Source organism: Mycobacterium sp. (assembly GCF_049683355.1).
GTDB lineage: Bacteria > Actinomycetota > Actinomycetes > Mycobacteriales > Mycobacteriaceae > Mycobacterium.
Genome location: NZ_JBAUJB010000105.1, coordinates 1 through 16,316, shown reverse-complemented (window position 1 = coordinate 16,316; position 16,316 = coordinate 1). Strand labels below are relative to the sequence as shown.

Here is a 16,316-nt window from a genome sequence, read left to right as displayed (position 1 = left end):
GTTAGACGGTGGTCAAGGCGATCCCGAACTGGTGGGAATCGCGGCCGAACACCAATCTGCCCGCGCGCCACAAAGCCACGCCGACGTGCGAGGTGGCGTCACCGCGGCCGGGCTGGAACTGCCGCAGTGATGCGGTCAAAGGACGGCCGACCTCGATCGCTACCGGCGCCAATCCCAGAACCGCTGCCGGATTCCCGGAGATCAGATCGATGGCCGTAGCCAACGGCGCATCTCCCTGATCAGCCAGCACATGGGGTGCGGTCTGCAGCGATGACGGCAGGTAGTCAGAGCACAGGACGTCGCAAACGCCGGCGGCGACAGCAGCACCGGCCAGAATGTTGCCCGACGAAGTCGACCGGCCACGGATCGCGTTGGGCGCACCCAGGACGACGTGCATTGCCAGTTCATGTGCATGTCGCGCCGCTTCCATCGTCAGCGGGAACTCCGCCACGCGGGCACCGAGGTCGAAAGCCTGCTGGACGTGTTCCGGGGTCCGGTCGTCGTGACTGGCCAACGCGATACCTCGCTCGGTGGCCAGCGAGGCCACCGCCGCACGGCGTTCAGCGGTCAGCGACAGCGCCGCCGGGTCGACGTTGAACACGTCCTCCACTTCGGTTTCGGATATCCCCCAGTCCTGGGCGTAGAACGCGCGGGTCTCGGCCAGGGACCCGAATCTGCTTCGCTGCGCCGATGTTTCGATCATCGAGATCAGGGACACTCGAGAGGATTTCGACAACACCGTCTCCAGCGACTCGACGCCGGCGTCATCGGTGAGTTCCACGCGGGCATGAATCCGCCAGTCACAGCAGAGCACCGGCCCGAGTGATTCCAGCACGGCGGCAAGAACGGCAGCATCGCCGACGGAGATGCCCTTGCGGGGCGAGTCTTCGCACCTGGCTGCGATGCACACGGTCGCAATGCCGGCAGCGGCGCACTCGGCGTCGAGCACCGAGATGACCGCCTCGTGATCCAGCGACACCGTGGCCCGCGGCCGGCGGCGCTGAACGAGGTTGTCCAGATGCAGGTCGACAGCGCCGGGCACCAGCAGAAGGTCGCCGGGCGTGCCGGCTTCGCCGATCTCGACGACCACGCCATCGGCGTCGAGCACCACCGCGGCATGGGGAATCACCGGTCTGCCGCCGCCGGGAACGAGTGTCACCCCGTCGATCACCGTCTGTGCCATTCGATTCTTCCTTCCGATAGTTGGCCGACGGCCGAGGCGGCCGCGGCGAGCGTGCTGTCCGGCGTGCCTGTCGCTACGACAGCGACTCCGCGGTCGGTGAGGCATCGCAGCCAGCCCGTCAACACCTTTGGGTCTGCAAACCTCTCCGGTGAGTCAAGGAGCACGAACGGCCGGTCGGCACTCAACGTCGCCATCAGCGCGACAGTGAGTCGGTCCGCGGGTCTGAGTCGTCCGATGGGCACCGACGCCAGGTCGTCCACTCGAAATCGGGTGAACGTCCCGATGGTCGCCGCGCGATCAGACCGCGCGGCACGGGCGGCCGCTTCCGCGGCAGGCAAACGCGGCGCCGCAGCCATCAGTTCGTCGAACGACGCGATGTGGTGCGCTCGCATCGAGGCCACGGTTCGGGCGTCCGCTTTGGCGAGGTCGACCACCTCGGAGCTGACGCGGTAGGTCACCCCGCCGGCATCTGGGAGGTACACACCGGCCAAGCATCGAATGAGCGTCGACTTGCCGGCGCCGGGCGCACCCAGCACGACCGTCATGGTGCCCGCGAGCACCGTCAACTCGATGCCGCCGAGCACCTGATGAGCCGACCCGAAGCGCTTCGTCACCCCGTGTGCGACGACCTCGGGCACGTCGGCTGTCGGCGTCATGTCAGCCTCGATGACACGAGTAGCTGCGTGTAGGGGTGCTGCGGGTCTTCCAACACCTGTTCGGAGATGCCCTCTTCGACAATGCGTCCGTGGTGTAGGACGAGGATGCGCGAAGCCAGGACCCGGACCGCCGCGAGATCATGTGACACCACGACGGTGGCGGAGGTGAGCGCCTCGGTGACCCGCTGGAACACGTCGAGCAGATCCGCCTGCACCGAGGGGTCCAACCCCGTCGTGGGTTCGTCGAGAAGCAACAACTGCGGCGGGTCGACCAGGGCGCGCGCGAGTTGAACGCGCTGCTGCATTCCGCCGGAGAACGTACGCAGTGCGTCGGTGTGCCGGCCGGAATGCAATCCGAGTTCGTTCAGTAGCCCGCCGACCCGCCGGCGAACCTCGTCAAAGTGGCGCTCACCATTTCCCAGGAGCCGGTCGGCGACGTTCGATTCCGCCGCCAGGTGTGGGTGCAACCCTGCAGCGAGTGCATTCTGGTGCACCATCATCACCGTGGAGCGGTCGACCGGCTGCCCAGCGACCACTATCGTCCCCGACTCGGGGACCACATCGCGGTGAAGGCACCTCAGCAGCGTGGTCTTGCCGGATCCGGATTCGCCGACGACGCCGAGGACCTCGCGGGGGCCCACATCGAACGACGCGTCGTGGACGGCCACCACGGAACCGCACTCTCGGCAGACGTTGGTGCCGGAGACCTCTCCGGTGAGTTCGATGCAACGTAGACACCCGCTGCCGAAGCGACGCGTGACAGCACGGACGGAAACGAGCGGTTCGGGCGGCAGTAGCGGGCGCATCTGCGGCTGGGTCTCGACGGCGTGTGAGGTCATCGGCCGCTCGCCGTCTTGCGCGTCTCGCAGCCATCCACATCACTGCAGCACCAGCCAGATTCGCCAGGAACACGGAACGTCTCCACACTGCCGCAGCGGCCGCATGGTCCACCGGCAGCTTCCGGCTCGATCGGGATGTCGGCGAACGCCAACGGCTCCACCCAGGTGTAGGGCGGTAGCGCCGTGAGCCGGGCTCGGCGACCTGCGCCCAGGAGGATGGGGTGTGGACGGTGGTTCATCCGCAGCACGTCGTGACGTGGCACCGGGCTGGGACTCATCAGCTGTGACCCCGCCACCAGCACCGGGTGATCCGCGGCCGTACGGGGACCGCCGAGCCGGGCTTGGGCATCGTAGAGATCAAGCCAGGCGGGGGTGTAGTCGCGCTCGGAATGGTGACGCAGTGCGGTGATGTCGTCGGCAACCACCCGGCGTAGCGGTTCGGGGTGCGGTACCTGCAGCACCAGTAGCTGGTCGCCGCGCAGGGGCAGTTCGGGAATGCGGTGGCGGCTCTGGATGATGGTCGCCGCCGAGGTGCTGGTGGTTGCCGCGCACTGTGCGGTGGTACTGATCAGATGGCGCATCCCGACCGCATTCATCGAGTGGTCGTCGCCCTGGTCGATGACCTTTACGACATCGGTCGGCCCGACCACCGAAAGCGTCACCTGCAGCCCGCCGCTGCCCCAGCCCCGCGCCACCGGCATCTCGCGGGACGCGAACGGGACCTGCCAGCCAGGAATCGCGAGCGCCTTCAGGATGGCCCGGCGCACATTGCGTTTGGTGCCCTCATCGAGATAGGCGTAAGCCTCCGGACGCCCGTGCGCGGCCGCAAGGCTCGCAACGCTTGGTGGGAAATCGCGAGTCACGTCGTCACCCCCGTCACACCTGAGATGTATGCCGCAAAAGTGGCATAGTGCGGCAGCCGGACGTGTTCTACGAATCCTGCGGTGGCTGGGCCGTCGGCGGCCGCCACGACGGTCTGCTCGTCCAGGGGCAACACCTCGTCCAGCTCACCGTCCGCTCGCATCGCGGCATCGAGCAGAGCCAGCGAGATCGCCCGTCGTTCCACGGTTCCCAGTGTCGCGCCCCAACCCATGGCGAGTCCGGGCCTGCCGTCGACATCGGCATCGACGACGACCTCGACCTCGGTGATCGGAACCTCGGCGATCAGGCACGGTCGTCCCGTCCGCGGATGTGGTGTCCGGACAGCCGCGACTGCTACCCGCAGCTCGACCATGACCGCCTCCTGTCGCCGTCCCAAAATCAGCGCGGCCAGCGCAACCAGTGCGCCGGTCTCGCCGCGCGCCAGCATGGCCATCCGGTTCACTCGGGACAACGGCGGAGTCAGGACGGTTCGCGCCGGGTCGTCGCCGTCTCCCTCGGCCGGTTCTGCCACCATGCGGGCGGCCTCGATCAGATCTCGGACGCGTGGGGTTCCTGCGTGCGTCGGCACCTCAGCGGTCCGCTCGGCCACGGGCTCCGGGGTCTCCTCAGCCGGGGGGTCGGACCAATGTAGTTGCCGCGAAACAAGATCGGGGGCCAAGCCGAGCCACTGACCACCAGATATCTGCGGATACGCTGAGCTCAGCCGTCTGAGCACCACGACTTCCCCCGCATCAACGGGTAGCGCCGGCACGTGCGGTTGGGTTGCGGCCCAGACTCGTAGCATCGACACGGCGTGGGCGGTGTCACCTCGGGATTGTCCGAGTGCGCGCCGGGCCACCGCAGTTTCCCAGAGTCCTGCCTCCGCGCACACCTGCTCTTCGAGAAGGGTGATGTTCAGTCCATCGCCCGTCGGCAGAGAGGCTCGGTGGGCGAGACGGCGCGCTGCGTCGAGGGCGGGATTCTCCTGCATGCTGGCGTACATCAGTCGGTCCTCACCCTCACACTTCGAGGCAGGCCGGTGACTTGGCTGCCGTTGACCACGAGAAGATCGACGCCACACGGTGAGTCAGCGTTCGCCGCGGTGAACGCCCGTGCGGCCAGGGCGTCGAGTGCTACCGCCGTTCGGGCGACGCCCTGCACTCCAGGACCGACGACCGACATCGGCAGCGGCTCTCCCGCCGCGGCGATCACGATCGTGGCACCGGCCTGCGGGGCGAACGCGGTTCCGCGCGGGGCAAGCGCGATCGCCTCGGCTGCGGGGCCCTCGACGAGTACCCAGTCCGCTCGATCGATGGCCGTGCGGGTGGCCCCGGTGAGCTCGCACACTCTCGCAGCCGTGCGCTGTGCTGCCGCTGATCCTGAAACCCCCAGTGTCAGACCTTCATCCAGCAGCGCCAGGAGGATGGCTGCGGCACCGTCGAGGCCGGTATCCCCGGCGAGCCCGGGGGTACCCGGGATGTCTACGGCAGTGCCAGGTGAACACAATGCCTGCATACATGCCAGGAAGACCGTGCGGGCGTCATGGACCGTGTCCCAGATCACGGAACGTCCAGCCTGGTCATCGCGACCAGATCGGCCCATTCGCTCCGGCGGTCGGCTACCTCACGACGGGTGGCCATGCACAGTTCGGTGACGTCGGTCGTCAGTGCGCCACCCCGTTCACTCTCGGCGTCGCATACCGCGGCGGCCACCGCTCCGGGGAAGTCGCAGCCGGGACGGATGCCGTCGCCCCGGGTCCCATTCACCACCACGCTGCAGCGGGTCAGCGCAACATGGCCGAGAACCACGGTGTTGCCCTGAGACCCGGGCATGCAGACTCGCACCGGAGCGCTCACCGACTCCGGACCGTCGGCCACCGACACCTGGACCCCGGCGGCGAGGATGCGATCGGCGAGCGCCTCGAGTGCCTGGGCGTCGGCGGCTGCGAGCGCCTCGTATCGCTGTTCGGGCGTCATAGCAGATCCACGGTCAGCTGAACCCGATCTCCCCGGAAACGGTGCGCGACGAGGGCGACCGGGTCACCGTTCTGATCGATGTTGAGACCCTTCATCTCCAGTACCGGAGCGCCGACCCGGATCTGGAGAAGTTCGGCCTCGACCGGATCAGCAAGCCCTGCAGCGAAACTGCGGTGCGCGCGGCGCATTCGTACCCCATGGGTGTCGAGCAGGAATTCGAACAGTGAGGTCTCCCCGGTCCAGTCCTGGGCCAAGCCAGGGAAACGTTCTACGTCAATGGAAGTCTCTGAGTACGACCACGGTTGACCGTCGACCATTCTCAGGGTCCTGAACACCCACACGTCACCCGTGGAGCTCAATGCGGTTTGCAGAGCCTGGGAACCGACCCTGTCTGCCGACAGCAGCCGGATGGCGACGTCGTGGCCGAGTTCTCGCATCGTTCGAGTGAGGCTGGCGTCGCGGCCGGCCGAGATGCTGTACCGAACCAGTGGCGTGGCGACGAACGACCCCCTGCCGTGCACTGTTTCGATCAGCCCACGTTGGCTGAGTTCATTGAGCGCCCGTCGAACTGTCAGACGGTTGACGTCGAACTGCTGCGACAACTCCGACTCGCTCGGCAGGCGGTCGCCAGGACGCCCTTGCTCGACCAGTCGAGCCTCCAGCAGATCACTGAGTTGCCGGTAGACAGGACGGTCGGAGAACCGGTTTATCACTTCTGTGAGACTACTCATCTACACCTCTACTCCACCCAGGACGCGCCGCCGAATGGCAGCCGAAACCCGTTCGAATGCAACAACAACCACCAGGATCGACAGGATGATGGTGGCCGCCTCGTCGTACCGCAGCAGAGTCATCGAGGTGGCCAGCTCGATGCCGATGCCCCCTGCTCCCACCAGTCCGAGCACCACCGACGAGCGTGCCGAAGACTCCAGCGCGAACATCGACGTCGTGACGAACGAGGGCAGGCATGCCGGGAACACGCCGCCCACCAGGATCCCGAAACGGGACGCCCCCACTGCCCGGAGCCCCTCGATACGACCCGGCTCGATGTCCTCGATGCTCTCGGCGAAGAACCGTCCACAGAATCCCATCACGTCGACCGCGATGGCCAGCACGCCCGCCTCTGGTCCCAACCCGACGGCGATCACGAAGATCAGGCCCCAGACGAGGTCGGGAATGGTCCGGCTCACCGTCACCACCGCTCGGCTCACTGCGTAAAACGACCAGTGCGGGGTCGTGTTCCGTGCCGCGAACACGGCCACAGGCAGGCTGAGAACGACCCCGATGAAGGTCCCCAGCAGGGCCATTTCGACGGTCACGAGCAGCGACTTCAGGATGGGTGCGAGGCGACTCACGTCGGGGGGGATCGCATCATCGCCGAACTCCCCCAGTCGCAGCACACCGGAGATCAGGGAATCGGGACGGACCGCAACGCCCTGGGTCCAGCCGTGGGCCAACAGCCCGCCGACCACCAGCAGGATGACCAGGGTCATCAGGCTGGGCCGGCCGACTCGCCGCGGCACACCGGCCCGCAGCGTCCCGGCGGTCTTGGTCACCGTGGCGCCGCCCGGTAGACGGCATCCAGCTGCGCTGCATCACAATCGGCCGCAGCGTTGTCGAACTCCATTACGCCGTCGTGCAATCCCACCACTCGGTCGGCGTATTCGAGGGCCAACTGGACTTGGTGCAACGCCATCACCACGGTGACACCCCGTTCGGCCGCCACCGATGCCAACAAGTCCAGGACGGACTTCGCCGAAACTGGATCCAGGCTGGCCACCGGTTCGTCGGCAAGGATCAACTGCGGGCGCTGCATCAGCATGCGGGCGATGGCCACCCGCTGCTGCTGTCCCCCGCTGAGGGTTTCGGCCCGGCGATCGGCGTAGCCGTCGAGCCCTACCCGGCGCAGTGACTCCATGGCCTCACTACGGACATCGTCGGGGCTGGTCAGCGGCCAGGCACACCGGGAGCTGCGGCGTCCCATCGCACCGTGCACCACATTGTGGAAGACACTCAGACGCGGGATGAGCTGAAACCGCTGAAACACGAACCCGACATCTTGACGAATGCTGCGTAGCGCCCGCCGGGAGGCGCCGGTGACCGGCCTTCCGGTGATGGTTATGGTGCCCTCTGCCGGCTCGATGAGCCTGACGAGACAGCGCAGCAACGTGGATTTCCCGGCACCGTTCGTCCCGATGAGCGCAACGGTCTGGCCGTCGGGCACGCGCAGGTCGACCCCTGACAGCGCGGCGGCGGAGTTGCGCCGGTAGCGAACCGTGAGGTTGGTGACGTCGATCGCAGTGGTCGCCTCCGAGCGACTGCGGGAGCTGGCTGCGTCGGCAGAGACTCCGGCTGGAGCTGCCATCTCAGTTGCCGAGAAAGTCGGAGAAGTCGTTGACACCGACGGCCTGGTACATCGAACGTACTTCGTCGTAGTCCGCATCAGTCACCGAAACCAGCTTGGCGTTCTCGTATTTCGCGTTGTCCTTGCCTTCCAGCATGGCGGGCAACAGGGTGTCGAAATGTTCGGTGAAGGTGTCCCGGATGGTGGAAACCGTCTCCTCGTCGAGACCTTCACGCGCCATCAGCAGGTCGGGTGGCAGCACCGGCCCCTCGGCCAGCACCCGGTACTGGGTGGGATCCTCCTCGGACGCCATGAACTCCTCGTAGTCGTGGTAGCCGACGCCGACGGCATCGACGTCACCACGCACAAGCGATTGGTGCACGGCATCGCCGACAGTGAGGACCTCGAGTTCGGTGGTGGGGTCCAAGCCGGCGTCGACGAGTATCTGTGACGGGCCGAGGTGGCCGCTGGTGGATCCCACGTCACTCATCGCGATCGTGCCGCCCCGCAACTGGTCCAGATTCGTGATGCCGCTGTCGGCGCGCGTGTAGATGCTGGACCGGTAGCCGTCCCGTTCGATCGCGATGATCGGTTCGGCGCCGGTCTTCTCGTGGATGACGACGTACTCGGCCGGGCCGGTGAAAACCACATCGACACGGTCGGCGGCCAGCGCGGCCGCGGCGGCGGTGCGGTCGTTGACCGCGAAGAAGTCCAGCTCCATCCCGGACTGCTTCTCGAACTCTTCCTCGAAGGCCCCGAACTCGCGCTGCAGTTCCTCGAGGCCCTGCAGATCGGTGACCGCGAGTCGTAACGTGGGCGGCTGGTCGGGTTGCGCGGTGTCACCACTGCTACAACCCGCCCCTACCGCCGCAGCGGTCAGCAGGGCCATGGCACTTGCGATCACGCGGCGTGCAGACATCGGTATCCCATCTATTGGCCGTTTCGGCTGGCATCTAGATGTCTAGATGAGCATTCCGAACTGTGGGTTAACGCTCCGCAACCGCAAGTGCAAAGCAATGTGTCGGTGCCGCATATCATCGGCGGCTGATGGCAAACCTGATCAACCTCGAACGGGCCACGGTCGGCTACGGCACCCGCACATTGCTCGACGCAGTCAGCCTGGGCGTCGAGGAGGGTGACGCGATCGGTGTGGTCGGCCGAAACGGCGACGGCAAGACCACGCTGCTCAAAGTGCTGACCGGTGTCGGCGATCCCGACTCGGGCCGGGTCACCCACACCGCCGGTCTGTCGGTCGGCTACCTGCGCCAGGCCGACGACTTCCCCGCCGGGGCCACCGTGCGGGGGGTGGTTGCAGGTGGCCGCCCCGATCACGTCTGGGCGGCCGACGCGGACACCCGCGCTGTTGTCGAGAACCTGCTGGCCGAGATCGCCCTCGACGCCGAGGTGGCCGGCCTCTCCGGGGGTGAGCGACGCCGCGTGGCGCTGGCGGAAGTGCTGCTGGCCGGGCACGACGTGCTGATTCTCGACGAGCCCACCAACCATCTCGACGTCGAGGTGATCGGCTGGCTGGCCGGTCACCTGCGATCCCAGCCGTCCCGGGCGCTGGTCGTGGTCAGCCACGACCGCTGGTTCCTCGACGCGGTGTGCAGCAGAACATGGGAGGTCCACGACGGCGTCGTCGACGCCTACGACGGCGGATACGCCGCCTACGTGCTGGCTCGTTCCGAGCGCATGCGGGTGGCGGCCGGCACCGAGGCCCGGCGCCAGAACCTGATGCGCAAGGAGTTGGCGTGGTTGCGGCGGGGACCGCCGGCACGGACCTCGAAGCCGAAGTTCCGCATCCAGGCGGCCAACGAGCTGATCGCCAACGAACCGCCGCCGCGGGACTCGCTGGTGCTGCAGCGCTTTGCCACGGCCCGGCTTGGCAAAGACGTGTTCGACCTGCACCGGGTCCGCCTCGAGGTGGGTGACCCACCGCGCACCCTGCTCGACGGCATCGACTGGTCGATCGGACCGGGGGCGCGCATCGGACTGGTGGGCGTCAACGGCAGCGGGAAGACGTCGGTGCTGCGACTTCTCGCCGGCGAGATGGCGCCGACCGCCGGAACCGTCAAGCGGGGCCTGACGCTGCGGATCGGCTATCTCAGCCAGGCGCTGGGTGAGATCGACGGCGGACAGCGAGTGATCGACGCCGTCGCCGATCACCGCCGCATCGCCGAACTGGCCGGCGGCCGGGAGATCAGCGCGGACACGCTGCTGAAGGATTTCGGCTTCGTCGGTGACAAGCTGATCGCCCGCATCGCCGAATTGTCCGGCGGTGAGCGCCGCCGGCTGCAGTTCCTGCGCTTGTTGCTCGACGAACCCAACGTGCTGCTGCTCGACGAACCCACCAACGACCTGGACATCGACACGCTCACCGTCATCGAGGACTACCTGGACGGCTGGCCGGGCACGTTGATCGTCGTCACCCATGACCGGTACTTCCTGGAACGGGTCAGCGACGTGACGTACGCGCTGACCGGCGGGGGGCGCTGCGACCTGTTGCCGGGCGGCATCGAGCAGTACCTCGCCGACCGAGCCGCGGCCGACAACCCGACGTCCCCGAAACCAGCGCCGGCACGCGGTGAGACCGCGGCAGCGCGGGATCGGCGGCTGGGCAAGGAGATGGCGCGGATCGAGAACCAGCTGGCCAAGCTCGACGACCGGATCGCGTCGCTGCACGACTCGATGGCCGACGCGGCCGCCGACCACGTCCGCGCCGGCGAACTCAACGCCGAGCTCAACGAGTTGCTCGCGCGCAAGGACTCGCTGGAAGAGGACTGGCTGGCCGCAGCCGAGGACACCGGATGACCTACCTGCTGCGGCCGGTGGTGCTGTGTCTGCGCTATTGGCCGCAGCTGGCTGCCTGCTACCTGCTCGGGTTCCTCGGGCGCCAGGGTGCGATCGAGCTCGCGGCCTGGGCCGGGCACGACGACAAGCTCTGGGCGTCGCTGATCATGCCCCTCGCCGGTATGGCGCGCTTGGGTTCCTACGTCGCGATGTTCTTGGTGCTGCGATCCGGGATTCCGGTGCTGGCGGCACAGCCCCGGCGGTCGTCGCGTCAGATCGATGTGTTCGCAACGATCATCGTGCCGTTCTTCGCGATCTACCTGGCATGGCAGATGTTTCGCGAGGACTGGCTGGCGTTCGAGGCCCGCACGCTGGATTACCGCATCGGCGAGGCCATGATGACGCCGGGATTGACCGAACTTCACCCCGACTCACTGCCGGTCAGCAACGCCACCTGGCTGGTGATTGCAGCGGCCCTGATTTCCCGCTACCTGTTGACATGGTTCAAGGACAAGCTGCCGGGCTGGTTTCTCGGGGTGCGGATCTACGTCGACGCACTGTGGGTGTTCCTGGTGCTGACGCTGTCGGCGAATCAGGGCCTGACGTTGCTGCTGAACCCATCGGGCTGGCTTGCGCAGCGTCGGATCGTGGTGTGGTTCAACGACACCAGAGAAGCGGCGTTCTCCCACCTGCAACTGGCCGAAACCGTGTGGGATGCCGCCATGTGGGCACTGCGCACCGTGTTGGGCGGCGCCGCGGTCCCACTGATCTGGCTGGCCGTGGCGGGCATCGTGTACGGAGTGTCGGCGACCGCGGACTGGCGTTCGACGGTGCGTGAAGTCGCCGGAAACCGCGTACAGACCCGATGGCAGCGCGTTCCGGGCAAGCTACGCACGGAGGTCGGCGATTACACGGAGAAACAGTTGGGGAAGTTCAAGCCGATCGCCGATTCGGCAAAGCTCCTGTTTCACGCCGGTCTGCCGGCGCTGTCGCTTTATGTGCTGGCCTATCTCGTCCTGGCGTGGCTGGACATGTCGGGCAGTTTCTACCGGCCGCAGTTGGGGTCGGGGTACCTGTACCGGGGCATGGCCTCGTTGATCGGTCCACATCCCTTCCTGTTCTGGAACGGTGCGATCAACACGCTGGCGCTGATCTCGCAGCTCATCATCGAACCGCTACGGATCTGCCTGATCGCCACGATGCTGGCCTACAGCCTGCACCGTGCTCCTACAGTTGCAGGCGCAGCAGAATCACCCCGTCCGGCGCCGTGACGTCGACGGCGGTCGGCACAATGTCCGTGGGGTGCAGGAAAGCCCACTGAAGCGGCCCGGGCTTCGTACAGGTGAACCATGCGCCCGGCGCCATCGGTATCGAGTAGGTGCTGAGTGTCTGTCCGCGCCAACGATGTTCGCCGTCGGTGAGGACGCCGTCGCAGGACTGACCGGGCGGCGTCACACCCGATCGTTCCACCGTCACCACGGTCAGCACGGTGCCCTCCGGCAAGGGCTGCGCGTAGGACGCCGGGCTTTGACCGAAGTGCTTCACCTCCCCGATCGACCAGGTCTGCCCGTCGATGGTCTGTGCCTGCCGGGCGGCCACCACATGCTCGGGACGGACCGTGTCGAGATAGTGCGACCACGGCGGCCACAGGTCGGTGACGGTGTAGACGGTCAGTGCCGCGGCGGCCACGATGGCCCCGATCAGGTTGCGCTGCCACAGCGGCAGCGGTCGACGGCTCACGATCCCAGCCGGACCGGTTCCAGTGCCACCGGATCCTGGTGGCGGGCATCGGTGATCGGGATCGACACCACGAGGCGGGAGTCGAGGCGACCGTCTCCTTGCCAAACCCGCAGTGTCACCGGAACCGCTCCGTCGAGCAGATCCGGCGCGACGTCGAACACCCAGGAGCCGCGCTGCTCGATTCCCGGCGCCAGCGCGGTGCCCAGCGGTGTGGGCAGGAACCGATCGGAGGGGATGTAGGTGTTCGGGCCGACACGAAGGTCCGCGTTCGCCTTGACGGGCTCCGACATGGCGGTCAGCTCGGCGTCGACGACCACCCACTCACCAACCGCGGGCACCGGCGGCTTCGACGGTCGATTGGCCTGAGGGCCGATGCGCACCCCGGTCACAGTCATCTCGATGGCGCGGCCGCTGACGCGCTGCCCCATGGTGCCGGGGACATCGAGAGGTCCGTACACGTCGACGGGTCCGGGGAGGTGGTGCCACACCACCGCAGCGGCGGCCACGGCGGCGCCCGTCACCAGCGCGGGCACTGCTCTGCGCAGTCGGGCGCCCGCCGTCACTGCGCACCGCCGACCGGGACCACGACCTCGCCGTACTCGGTGATGCTGTCCACCCACAACTCGCCGTACACCACGAACCCCTGCTTGAACGTCTTGTCCCACACCCTCAGCGATACGGAATCGCCTGCAGCAAGAGCACTTTCCGCTATCTCCCAGACGTAGGCAAACTCTTCCTGGAGGCCCGGGCCGAGCGTGATCGCACGTGAACCGTCAGCGGTCCGCATGACACCCACGAGATGGCTGCCGGGCTGCTCCCGCAGATCGAGTTCGCCCTCGAGTCGGCCGGGAACGGTGCCGTCATTGCGCAGCGTGGCGACCACTCCGAGGTATGCCCGCCCCGGCTTCGCGGCTGCCACCACGGTATCCCCGGCGCGCACCTCCGGGACCAGGCGGGCCCGCTGTACCGTCACGGTGAACGCGTTGTCGCTGAACTTCTCACCCGGCTCGAACGACGTCACCGACGTGTTGACGGTGTCGAGGCCACCGAAGAGTGCAGCGATCGCCAGAATCGCCGCGATGCCCGCCTTCCACCACTGGCGTAGCCCACGCTGCGCCAGCCATCGCCGTGCACGCTGACGCGGGCCGAGATCGGCCACCGCTTCGCCGGTGTTGGCGTCCATGCCGCTGGATGTTATCGACTCTCAGCGCCGAAGCCTGATCCGCAACCTGTCGGCGGCGTCGCGCACCGCGCCGAGTTGCTTGGCGACCTGCACGGGTGCGGTGCCCCCACGGGCGTCGCGGGAGTTCACCGAGCCCTCGACCGTGAGGACCTCGCGGACGTCGGGTGTCAGCTCGGGATGGATGCCGGCCAGCTCGGTGTCCGCGAGTTCCTCCAACCCGACGCCGCGGGTCTCGGCCGCCCGCACGGCGGCACCTGCGGCTTCGTGCGCCACCCGGAACGGGACCCCGCGCCGCACCAGCCATTCGGCGACGTCGGTGGCCAGGGTGTAACCCTGCGGGGCCAGTTCGACCATCCGATCGGTGTCGAAGCGCAGCGTGGCCACCAGACCGGCCATGGCGGGCAGCAGCATCTCCAGCTGCGCCACCGAGTCGAACAACGGTTCCTTGTCCTCCTGCAGATCGCGGTTGTAGGCCAGCGGCTGGGCCTTGAGCGTGGCCAGTAGCCCGGTCAGGTTGCCGATCAACCGGCCCGACTTGCCGCGGGCCAGCTCGGCGATGTCGGGGTTCTTCTTCTGCGGCATGATCGAGCTGCCCGTCGACCACGCATCGTGCAGCGTCACATAGCCGAATTCCGTTGTGCTCCAGAGGATGATGTCCTCAGCCAGCCGGGACAGGTCCACGCCGATCATGGTCAGCACGAACGCCGCCTCGGCGGCGAAGTCGCGTGAGGCGGTGGCATCGACGGAGTTCTCCGCGGCGGTGTCGAAACCGAGTTCCTCGGCGATCGCGTCGGGATCCAGGCCCAGTGAGGAGCCGGCCAGAGCGCCGGAACCGTAGGGCGACACCGCGGCGCGCTTGTCGAAGTCGACGAACCTGTCGACGTCGCGCAGCAGCGGGTGGGCGTGCGCCAGCAGGTGATGGGCCAACAGGATCGGCTGGGCGGACTGCAGATGGGTCTTGCCGGGCAGGATCGCCGTCGGATGTGCGGCGGCCTGCGTCGCCAGCGCCGACACCACCTCGAGCACGCCGTCGGCCACCCGCCGGATCGCGTCGCGAAGCCAGAGCCGAAACAGCGTGGCCACCTGATCGTTTCGCGAACGCCCGGCACGCAGCCTGCCGCCGAGCTCCGCGCCGACCCGGTCGATGAGCCCGCGCTCCAGTGCCCCGTGCACGTCCTCGTCGCTGACCAGCGGGCCGAAGCTGCCGTCCGCGACATCAGAACCCAGGCTGTCCAACCCGAGGAGCAGCGCATCGCGTTGCTCCTCGGTGAGCAGCCCGGCCCGGAACAGCACCCGGGCATGGGCTTTGGACGCCACGACGTCGTACGGGGCCAACACCCAGTCGAAGTGCGTCGACTTGCTCAGTGCCGCCAGCGCATCCGAAGGGCCGTCGGCGAAACGGCCACCCCAGAGTGAGCCCTCGTTGGTGCTCATGGCTGGTGCTGTCGTGCTCGACGAGTGCGCGCTGTTGCACGCACACTGCGGCGTGTCGGTGCACAGACGCGCGGGCTCGCGGTGCGGGGGGCGGTCACTTGGCCAGGTCCCGGCGGGCCGACAGACTCGACGACAACCCGTGTACGTGTACGAAACCCTTGGCCGAGGACTGGTCGAAGGTGTCACCCTCGTCGTAGGTGGCCAGGTTGAAGTCGTAGAGGGATTCCGCGCTGCGGCGCCCGTTCACCGCGATGTGTCCGCCGTGCAGCACCAGGCGGATCTCACCGGAGACATGTTCCTGGGTGTGGGCGACGAAAGACTCGAGCGCGGTCTTCAGCGGCGAATACCACAGGCCGTCGTAGACCAGTTCGCCCCACTTCTGATCGGTGTTGCGCTTGAACCGGCCGAGTTCGCGCTCCAGCGTGACGTGTTCGAGTTCGGTGTGGGCGGTGATCAGCACCATGGCACCCGGGGCCTCGTAGATCTCGCGACTTTTGATCCCGACGAGCCGGTCTTCCACCACGTCGAGGCGGCCGACCCCTTGCGCTCCCCCGCGGCGGTTGAGTTCCTCGATGGCCTCCAGGACCGACACCGCGCGCCCGTCGATGGACACCGGCACGCCTTTGTCGAACCCGACGACCACCTCGTCCGGACTGCTCCAGTTGACGGTCGGATCCTCGGTGTAGTCGTAGACGTCCTTGGTCGGTGCGTTCCAGAGGTGTTCGAGGAATCCGGTCTCCACCGCCCGGCCCCACACGTTCTGGTCGATGGAGAACGGCGAGCGTTTGGAGACGTTGATCGGGATGGCGTTCTCCTCGGCGAAGGCGATCGCCTTCTCCCGGGTCCACGCGTAGTCGCGGACCGGGGCGAGAACCTCCAGATCGGGTGCCAGCGAGGCGAATCCGACCTCGAAGCGCACCTGATCGTTGCCCTTACCGGTGCAGCCGTGCGCCACGATGCCGCCACTGTGCTCGCGGGCGGCGGCCACCAGGTGCTTGACGATCAGCGGCCGGCTCAACGCCGACACCAGCGGATAACGGTCCATGTAGAGGGCGTTGGACTGGATCGCCGGCAGGCAGTACTGCTCGGCGAATTCGTCCCGCGCGTCGACCACCACCGCCTCCACGGCACCACAATCCAGGGCGCGCTGCCGCACGACGTTCATGTCCTCGCCGCCCTGCCCGAGGTCGATGGCGACCGCAACCACCTCGCGACCGGTCTCCTTGCCGATCCAGCTGATCGCCACCGAGGTGTCCAGACCGCCGGAATACGCCAGGATGACGCGCTCGGACATAACAAACTCCTTCTTC

18 protein-coding genes are annotated in these 16,316 nt (G+C 67.3%); 2 read left to right on the top strand and 16 right to left on the bottom strand.

Annotated features, from left to right (window positions below):
* Nucleotide 1 precedes the first annotated feature (1 nt).
* The 11 genes from WA944_RS06570 to phnD are packed head-to-tail and all read right to left on the bottom strand — an operon-like array spanning nt 2 to nt 8,778.
* On the bottom strand, nt 2-1,183 hold the full coding sequence (locus tag WA944_RS06570) for an alpha-D-ribose 1-methylphosphonate 5-triphosphate diphosphatase (RefSeq protein WP_526369034.1): 1,182 nt from the start codon (nt 1,181-1,183) through the stop codon (nt 2-4).
* Nucleotides 1,168-1,839, bottom strand: a complete 672-nt coding sequence (locus tag WA944_RS06565) for an ATP-binding cassette domain-containing protein (protein WP_526369036.1) — start codon at nt 1,837-1,839, stop codon at nt 1,168-1,170. The genes WA944_RS06570 and WA944_RS06565 overlap by 16 nt, the downstream gene beginning before the upstream one ends.
* Complete coding sequence (locus WA944_RS06560; protein ID WP_526369038.1) at nt 1,836-2,678, bottom strand: ATP-binding cassette domain-containing protein; 843 nt, start codon at nt 2,676-2,678, stop codon at nt 1,836-1,838. The genes WA944_RS06565 and WA944_RS06560 overlap by 4 nt, the downstream gene beginning before the upstream one ends.
* Nucleotides 2,675-3,541 (bottom strand): alpha-D-ribose 1-methylphosphonate 5-phosphate C-P-lyase PhnJ, encoded by an 867-nt coding sequence (locus WA944_RS06555; protein WP_526369039.1) that lies wholly within the window; start codon nt 3,539-3,541, stop codon nt 2,675-2,677. Before WA944_RS06555 ends, WA944_RS06560 begins: the two co-directional genes overlap by 4 nt.
* Complete coding sequence (locus WA944_RS06550) at nt 3,538-4,542, bottom strand: carbon-phosphorus lyase complex subunit PhnI (RefSeq protein ID WP_526369041.1); 1,005 nt, start codon at nt 4,540-4,542, stop codon at nt 3,538-3,540. The genes WA944_RS06555 and WA944_RS06550 overlap by 4 nt, the downstream gene beginning before the upstream one ends.
* Complete coding sequence (locus tag WA944_RS06545) at nt 4,542-5,102, bottom strand: phosphonate C-P lyase system protein PhnH (RefSeq protein WP_526369043.1); 561 nt, start codon at nt 5,100-5,102, stop codon at nt 4,542-4,544. The genes WA944_RS06550 and WA944_RS06545 overlap by 1 nt, the downstream gene beginning before the upstream one ends.
* Nucleotides 5,099-5,515, bottom strand: a complete 417-nt coding sequence (locus WA944_RS06540) for a phosphonate C-P lyase system protein PhnG (RefSeq protein WP_526369045.1) — start codon at nt 5,513-5,515, stop codon at nt 5,099-5,101. The genes WA944_RS06545 and WA944_RS06540 overlap by 4 nt, the downstream gene beginning before the upstream one ends.
* The gene (locus WA944_RS06535) at nt 5,512-6,246 is read right to left on the bottom strand and encodes a GntR family transcriptional regulator (protein WP_526607910.1); all 735 of its coding nucleotides are present in this window, start codon (nt 6,244-6,246) and stop codon (nt 5,512-5,514) included. Before WA944_RS06535 ends, WA944_RS06540 begins: the two co-directional genes overlap by 4 nt.
* Nucleotides 6,247-7,071, bottom strand: coding sequence for a phosphonate ABC transporter, permease protein PhnE (phnE, locus tag WA944_RS06530; RefSeq protein ID WP_237166567.1), 825 nt, complete (start codon nt 7,069-7,071; stop codon nt 6,247-6,249).
* Nucleotides 7,068-7,880, bottom strand: a complete 813-nt coding sequence (locus WA944_RS06525) for a phosphonate ABC transporter ATP-binding protein (protein ID WP_163890738.1) — start codon at nt 7,878-7,880, stop codon at nt 7,068-7,070. Before WA944_RS06525 ends, phnE begins: the two co-directional genes overlap by 4 nt.
* Nucleotide 7,881: 1 nt before the next feature.
* Nucleotides 7,882-8,778: a phosphate/phosphite/phosphonate ABC transporter substrate-binding protein gene (phnD, locus tag WA944_RS06520; protein ID WP_526369049.1), complete on the bottom strand. Its 897-nt coding sequence runs from the start codon at nt 8,776-8,778 to the stop codon at nt 7,882-7,884.
* A 128-nt stretch (nt 8,779-8,906) separates the two neighbouring features.
* On the opposite strand from phnD, the gene WA944_RS06515 reads away from it, so the two are divergent.
* Nucleotides 8,907-10,670 (top strand): ABC-F family ATP-binding cassette domain-containing protein, encoded by a 1,764-nt coding sequence (locus tag WA944_RS06515; protein ID WP_526369051.1) that lies wholly within the window; start codon nt 8,907-8,909, stop codon nt 10,668-10,670.
* Nucleotides 10,667-11,920 carry a hypothetical protein gene (locus WA944_RS06510; protein WP_526607916.1) on the top strand — a complete coding sequence of 418 codons (1,254 nt, stop codon included), beginning with the start codon at nt 10,667-10,669 and terminating at the stop codon, nt 11,918-11,920. Before WA944_RS06515 ends, WA944_RS06510 begins: the two co-directional genes overlap by 4 nt.
* Here WA944_RS06510 and WA944_RS06505 read toward each other — a convergent pair.
* The 5 genes from WA944_RS06505 to WA944_RS06485 all read right to left on the bottom strand — a co-directional run bounded on the left by WA944_RS06505 (nt 11,877) and on the right by WA944_RS06485 (nt 16,300).
* Nucleotides 11,877-12,389: a hypothetical protein gene (locus WA944_RS06505; protein WP_526607918.1), complete on the bottom strand. Its 513-nt coding sequence runs from the start codon at nt 12,387-12,389 to the stop codon at nt 11,877-11,879. The two genes, WA944_RS06510 and WA944_RS06505, sit on opposite strands and share 44 nt — an antisense overlap.
* On the bottom strand, nt 12,386-12,952 hold the full coding sequence (locus WA944_RS06500) for a hypothetical protein (RefSeq protein WP_526369057.1): 567 nt from the start codon (nt 12,950-12,952) through the stop codon (nt 12,386-12,388). The genes WA944_RS06505 and WA944_RS06500 overlap by 4 nt, the downstream gene beginning before the upstream one ends.
* On the bottom strand, nt 12,949-13,572 hold the full coding sequence (locus WA944_RS06495; RefSeq protein ID WP_526607921.1) for a hypothetical protein: 624 nt from the start codon (nt 13,570-13,572) through the stop codon (nt 12,949-12,951). Before WA944_RS06495 ends, WA944_RS06500 begins: the two co-directional genes overlap by 4 nt.
* A 21-nt stretch (nt 13,573-13,593) precedes the next feature.
* On the bottom strand, nt 13,594-15,006 hold the full coding sequence (gene argH / locus WA944_RS06490; RefSeq protein ID WP_526369061.1) for an argininosuccinate lyase: 1,413 nt from the start codon (nt 15,004-15,006) through the stop codon (nt 13,594-13,596).
* 94 nt (nt 15,007-15,100) lie between these two features.
* The gene (locus tag WA944_RS06485; protein WP_526369063.1) at nt 15,101-16,300 is read right to left on the bottom strand and encodes an argininosuccinate synthase; all 1,200 of its coding nucleotides are present in this window, start codon (nt 16,298-16,300) and stop codon (nt 15,101-15,103) included.
* Nucleotides 16,301-16,316: the final 16 nt, after the last annotated feature.

Excerpts from the sequence above, each read along its gene's own strand:
- WA944_RS06525 (WP_163890738.1), bottom strand. The coding sequence starts at position 7,880 with ATGGCAGCTCCAGCCGGAGTCTCTGCCGACGCAGCCAGCTCCCGCAGT.
- WA944_RS06570 (WP_526369034.1), bottom strand. The coding sequence starts at position 1,183 with ATGGCACAGACGGTGATCGACGGGGTGACACTCGTTCCCGGCGGCGGC.
- WA944_RS06495 (WP_526607921.1), bottom strand. The coding sequence starts at position 13,572 with ATGGACGCCAACACCGGCGAAGCGGTGGCCGATCTCGGCCCGCGTCAG.
- WA944_RS06565 (WP_526369036.1), bottom strand. The coding sequence starts at position 1,839 with ATGACGCCGACAGCCGACGTGCCCGAGGTCGTCGCACACGGGGTGACG.
- WA944_RS06515 (WP_526369051.1), top strand. The coding sequence starts at position 8,907 with ATGGCAAACCTGATCAACCTCGAACGGGCCACGGTCGGCTACGGCACC.
- WA944_RS06550 (WP_526369041.1), bottom strand. The coding sequence starts at position 4,542 with ATGTACGCCAGCATGCAGGAGAATCCCGCCCTCGACGCAGCGCGCCGT.
- WA944_RS06540 (WP_526369045.1), bottom strand. The coding sequence starts at position 5,515 with ATGACGCCCGAACAGCGATACGAGGCGCTCGCAGCCGCCGACGCCCAG.
- phnD (WP_526369049.1), bottom strand. The coding sequence starts at position 8,778 with ATGTCTGCACGCCGCGTGATCGCAAGTGCCATGGCCCTGCTGACCGCT.
- WA944_RS06510 (WP_526607916.1), top strand. The coding sequence starts at position 10,667 with ATGACCTACCTGCTGCGGCCGGTGGTGCTGTGTCTGCGCTATTGGCCG.
- WA944_RS06485 (WP_526369063.1), bottom strand. The coding sequence starts at position 16,300 with ATGTCCGAGCGCGTCATCCTGGCGTATTCCGGCGGTCTGGACACCTCG.
- WA944_RS06535 (WP_526607910.1), bottom strand. The coding sequence starts at position 6,246 with ATGAGTAGTCTCACAGAAGTGATAAACCGGTTCTCCGACCGTCCTGTC.
- WA944_RS06560 (WP_526369038.1), bottom strand. The coding sequence starts at position 2,678 with ATGACCTCACACGCCGTCGAGACCCAGCCGCAGATGCGCCCGCTACTG.
- argH (WP_526369061.1), bottom strand. The coding sequence starts at position 15,006 with ATGAGCACCAACGAGGGCTCACTCTGGGGTGGCCGTTTCGCCGACGGC.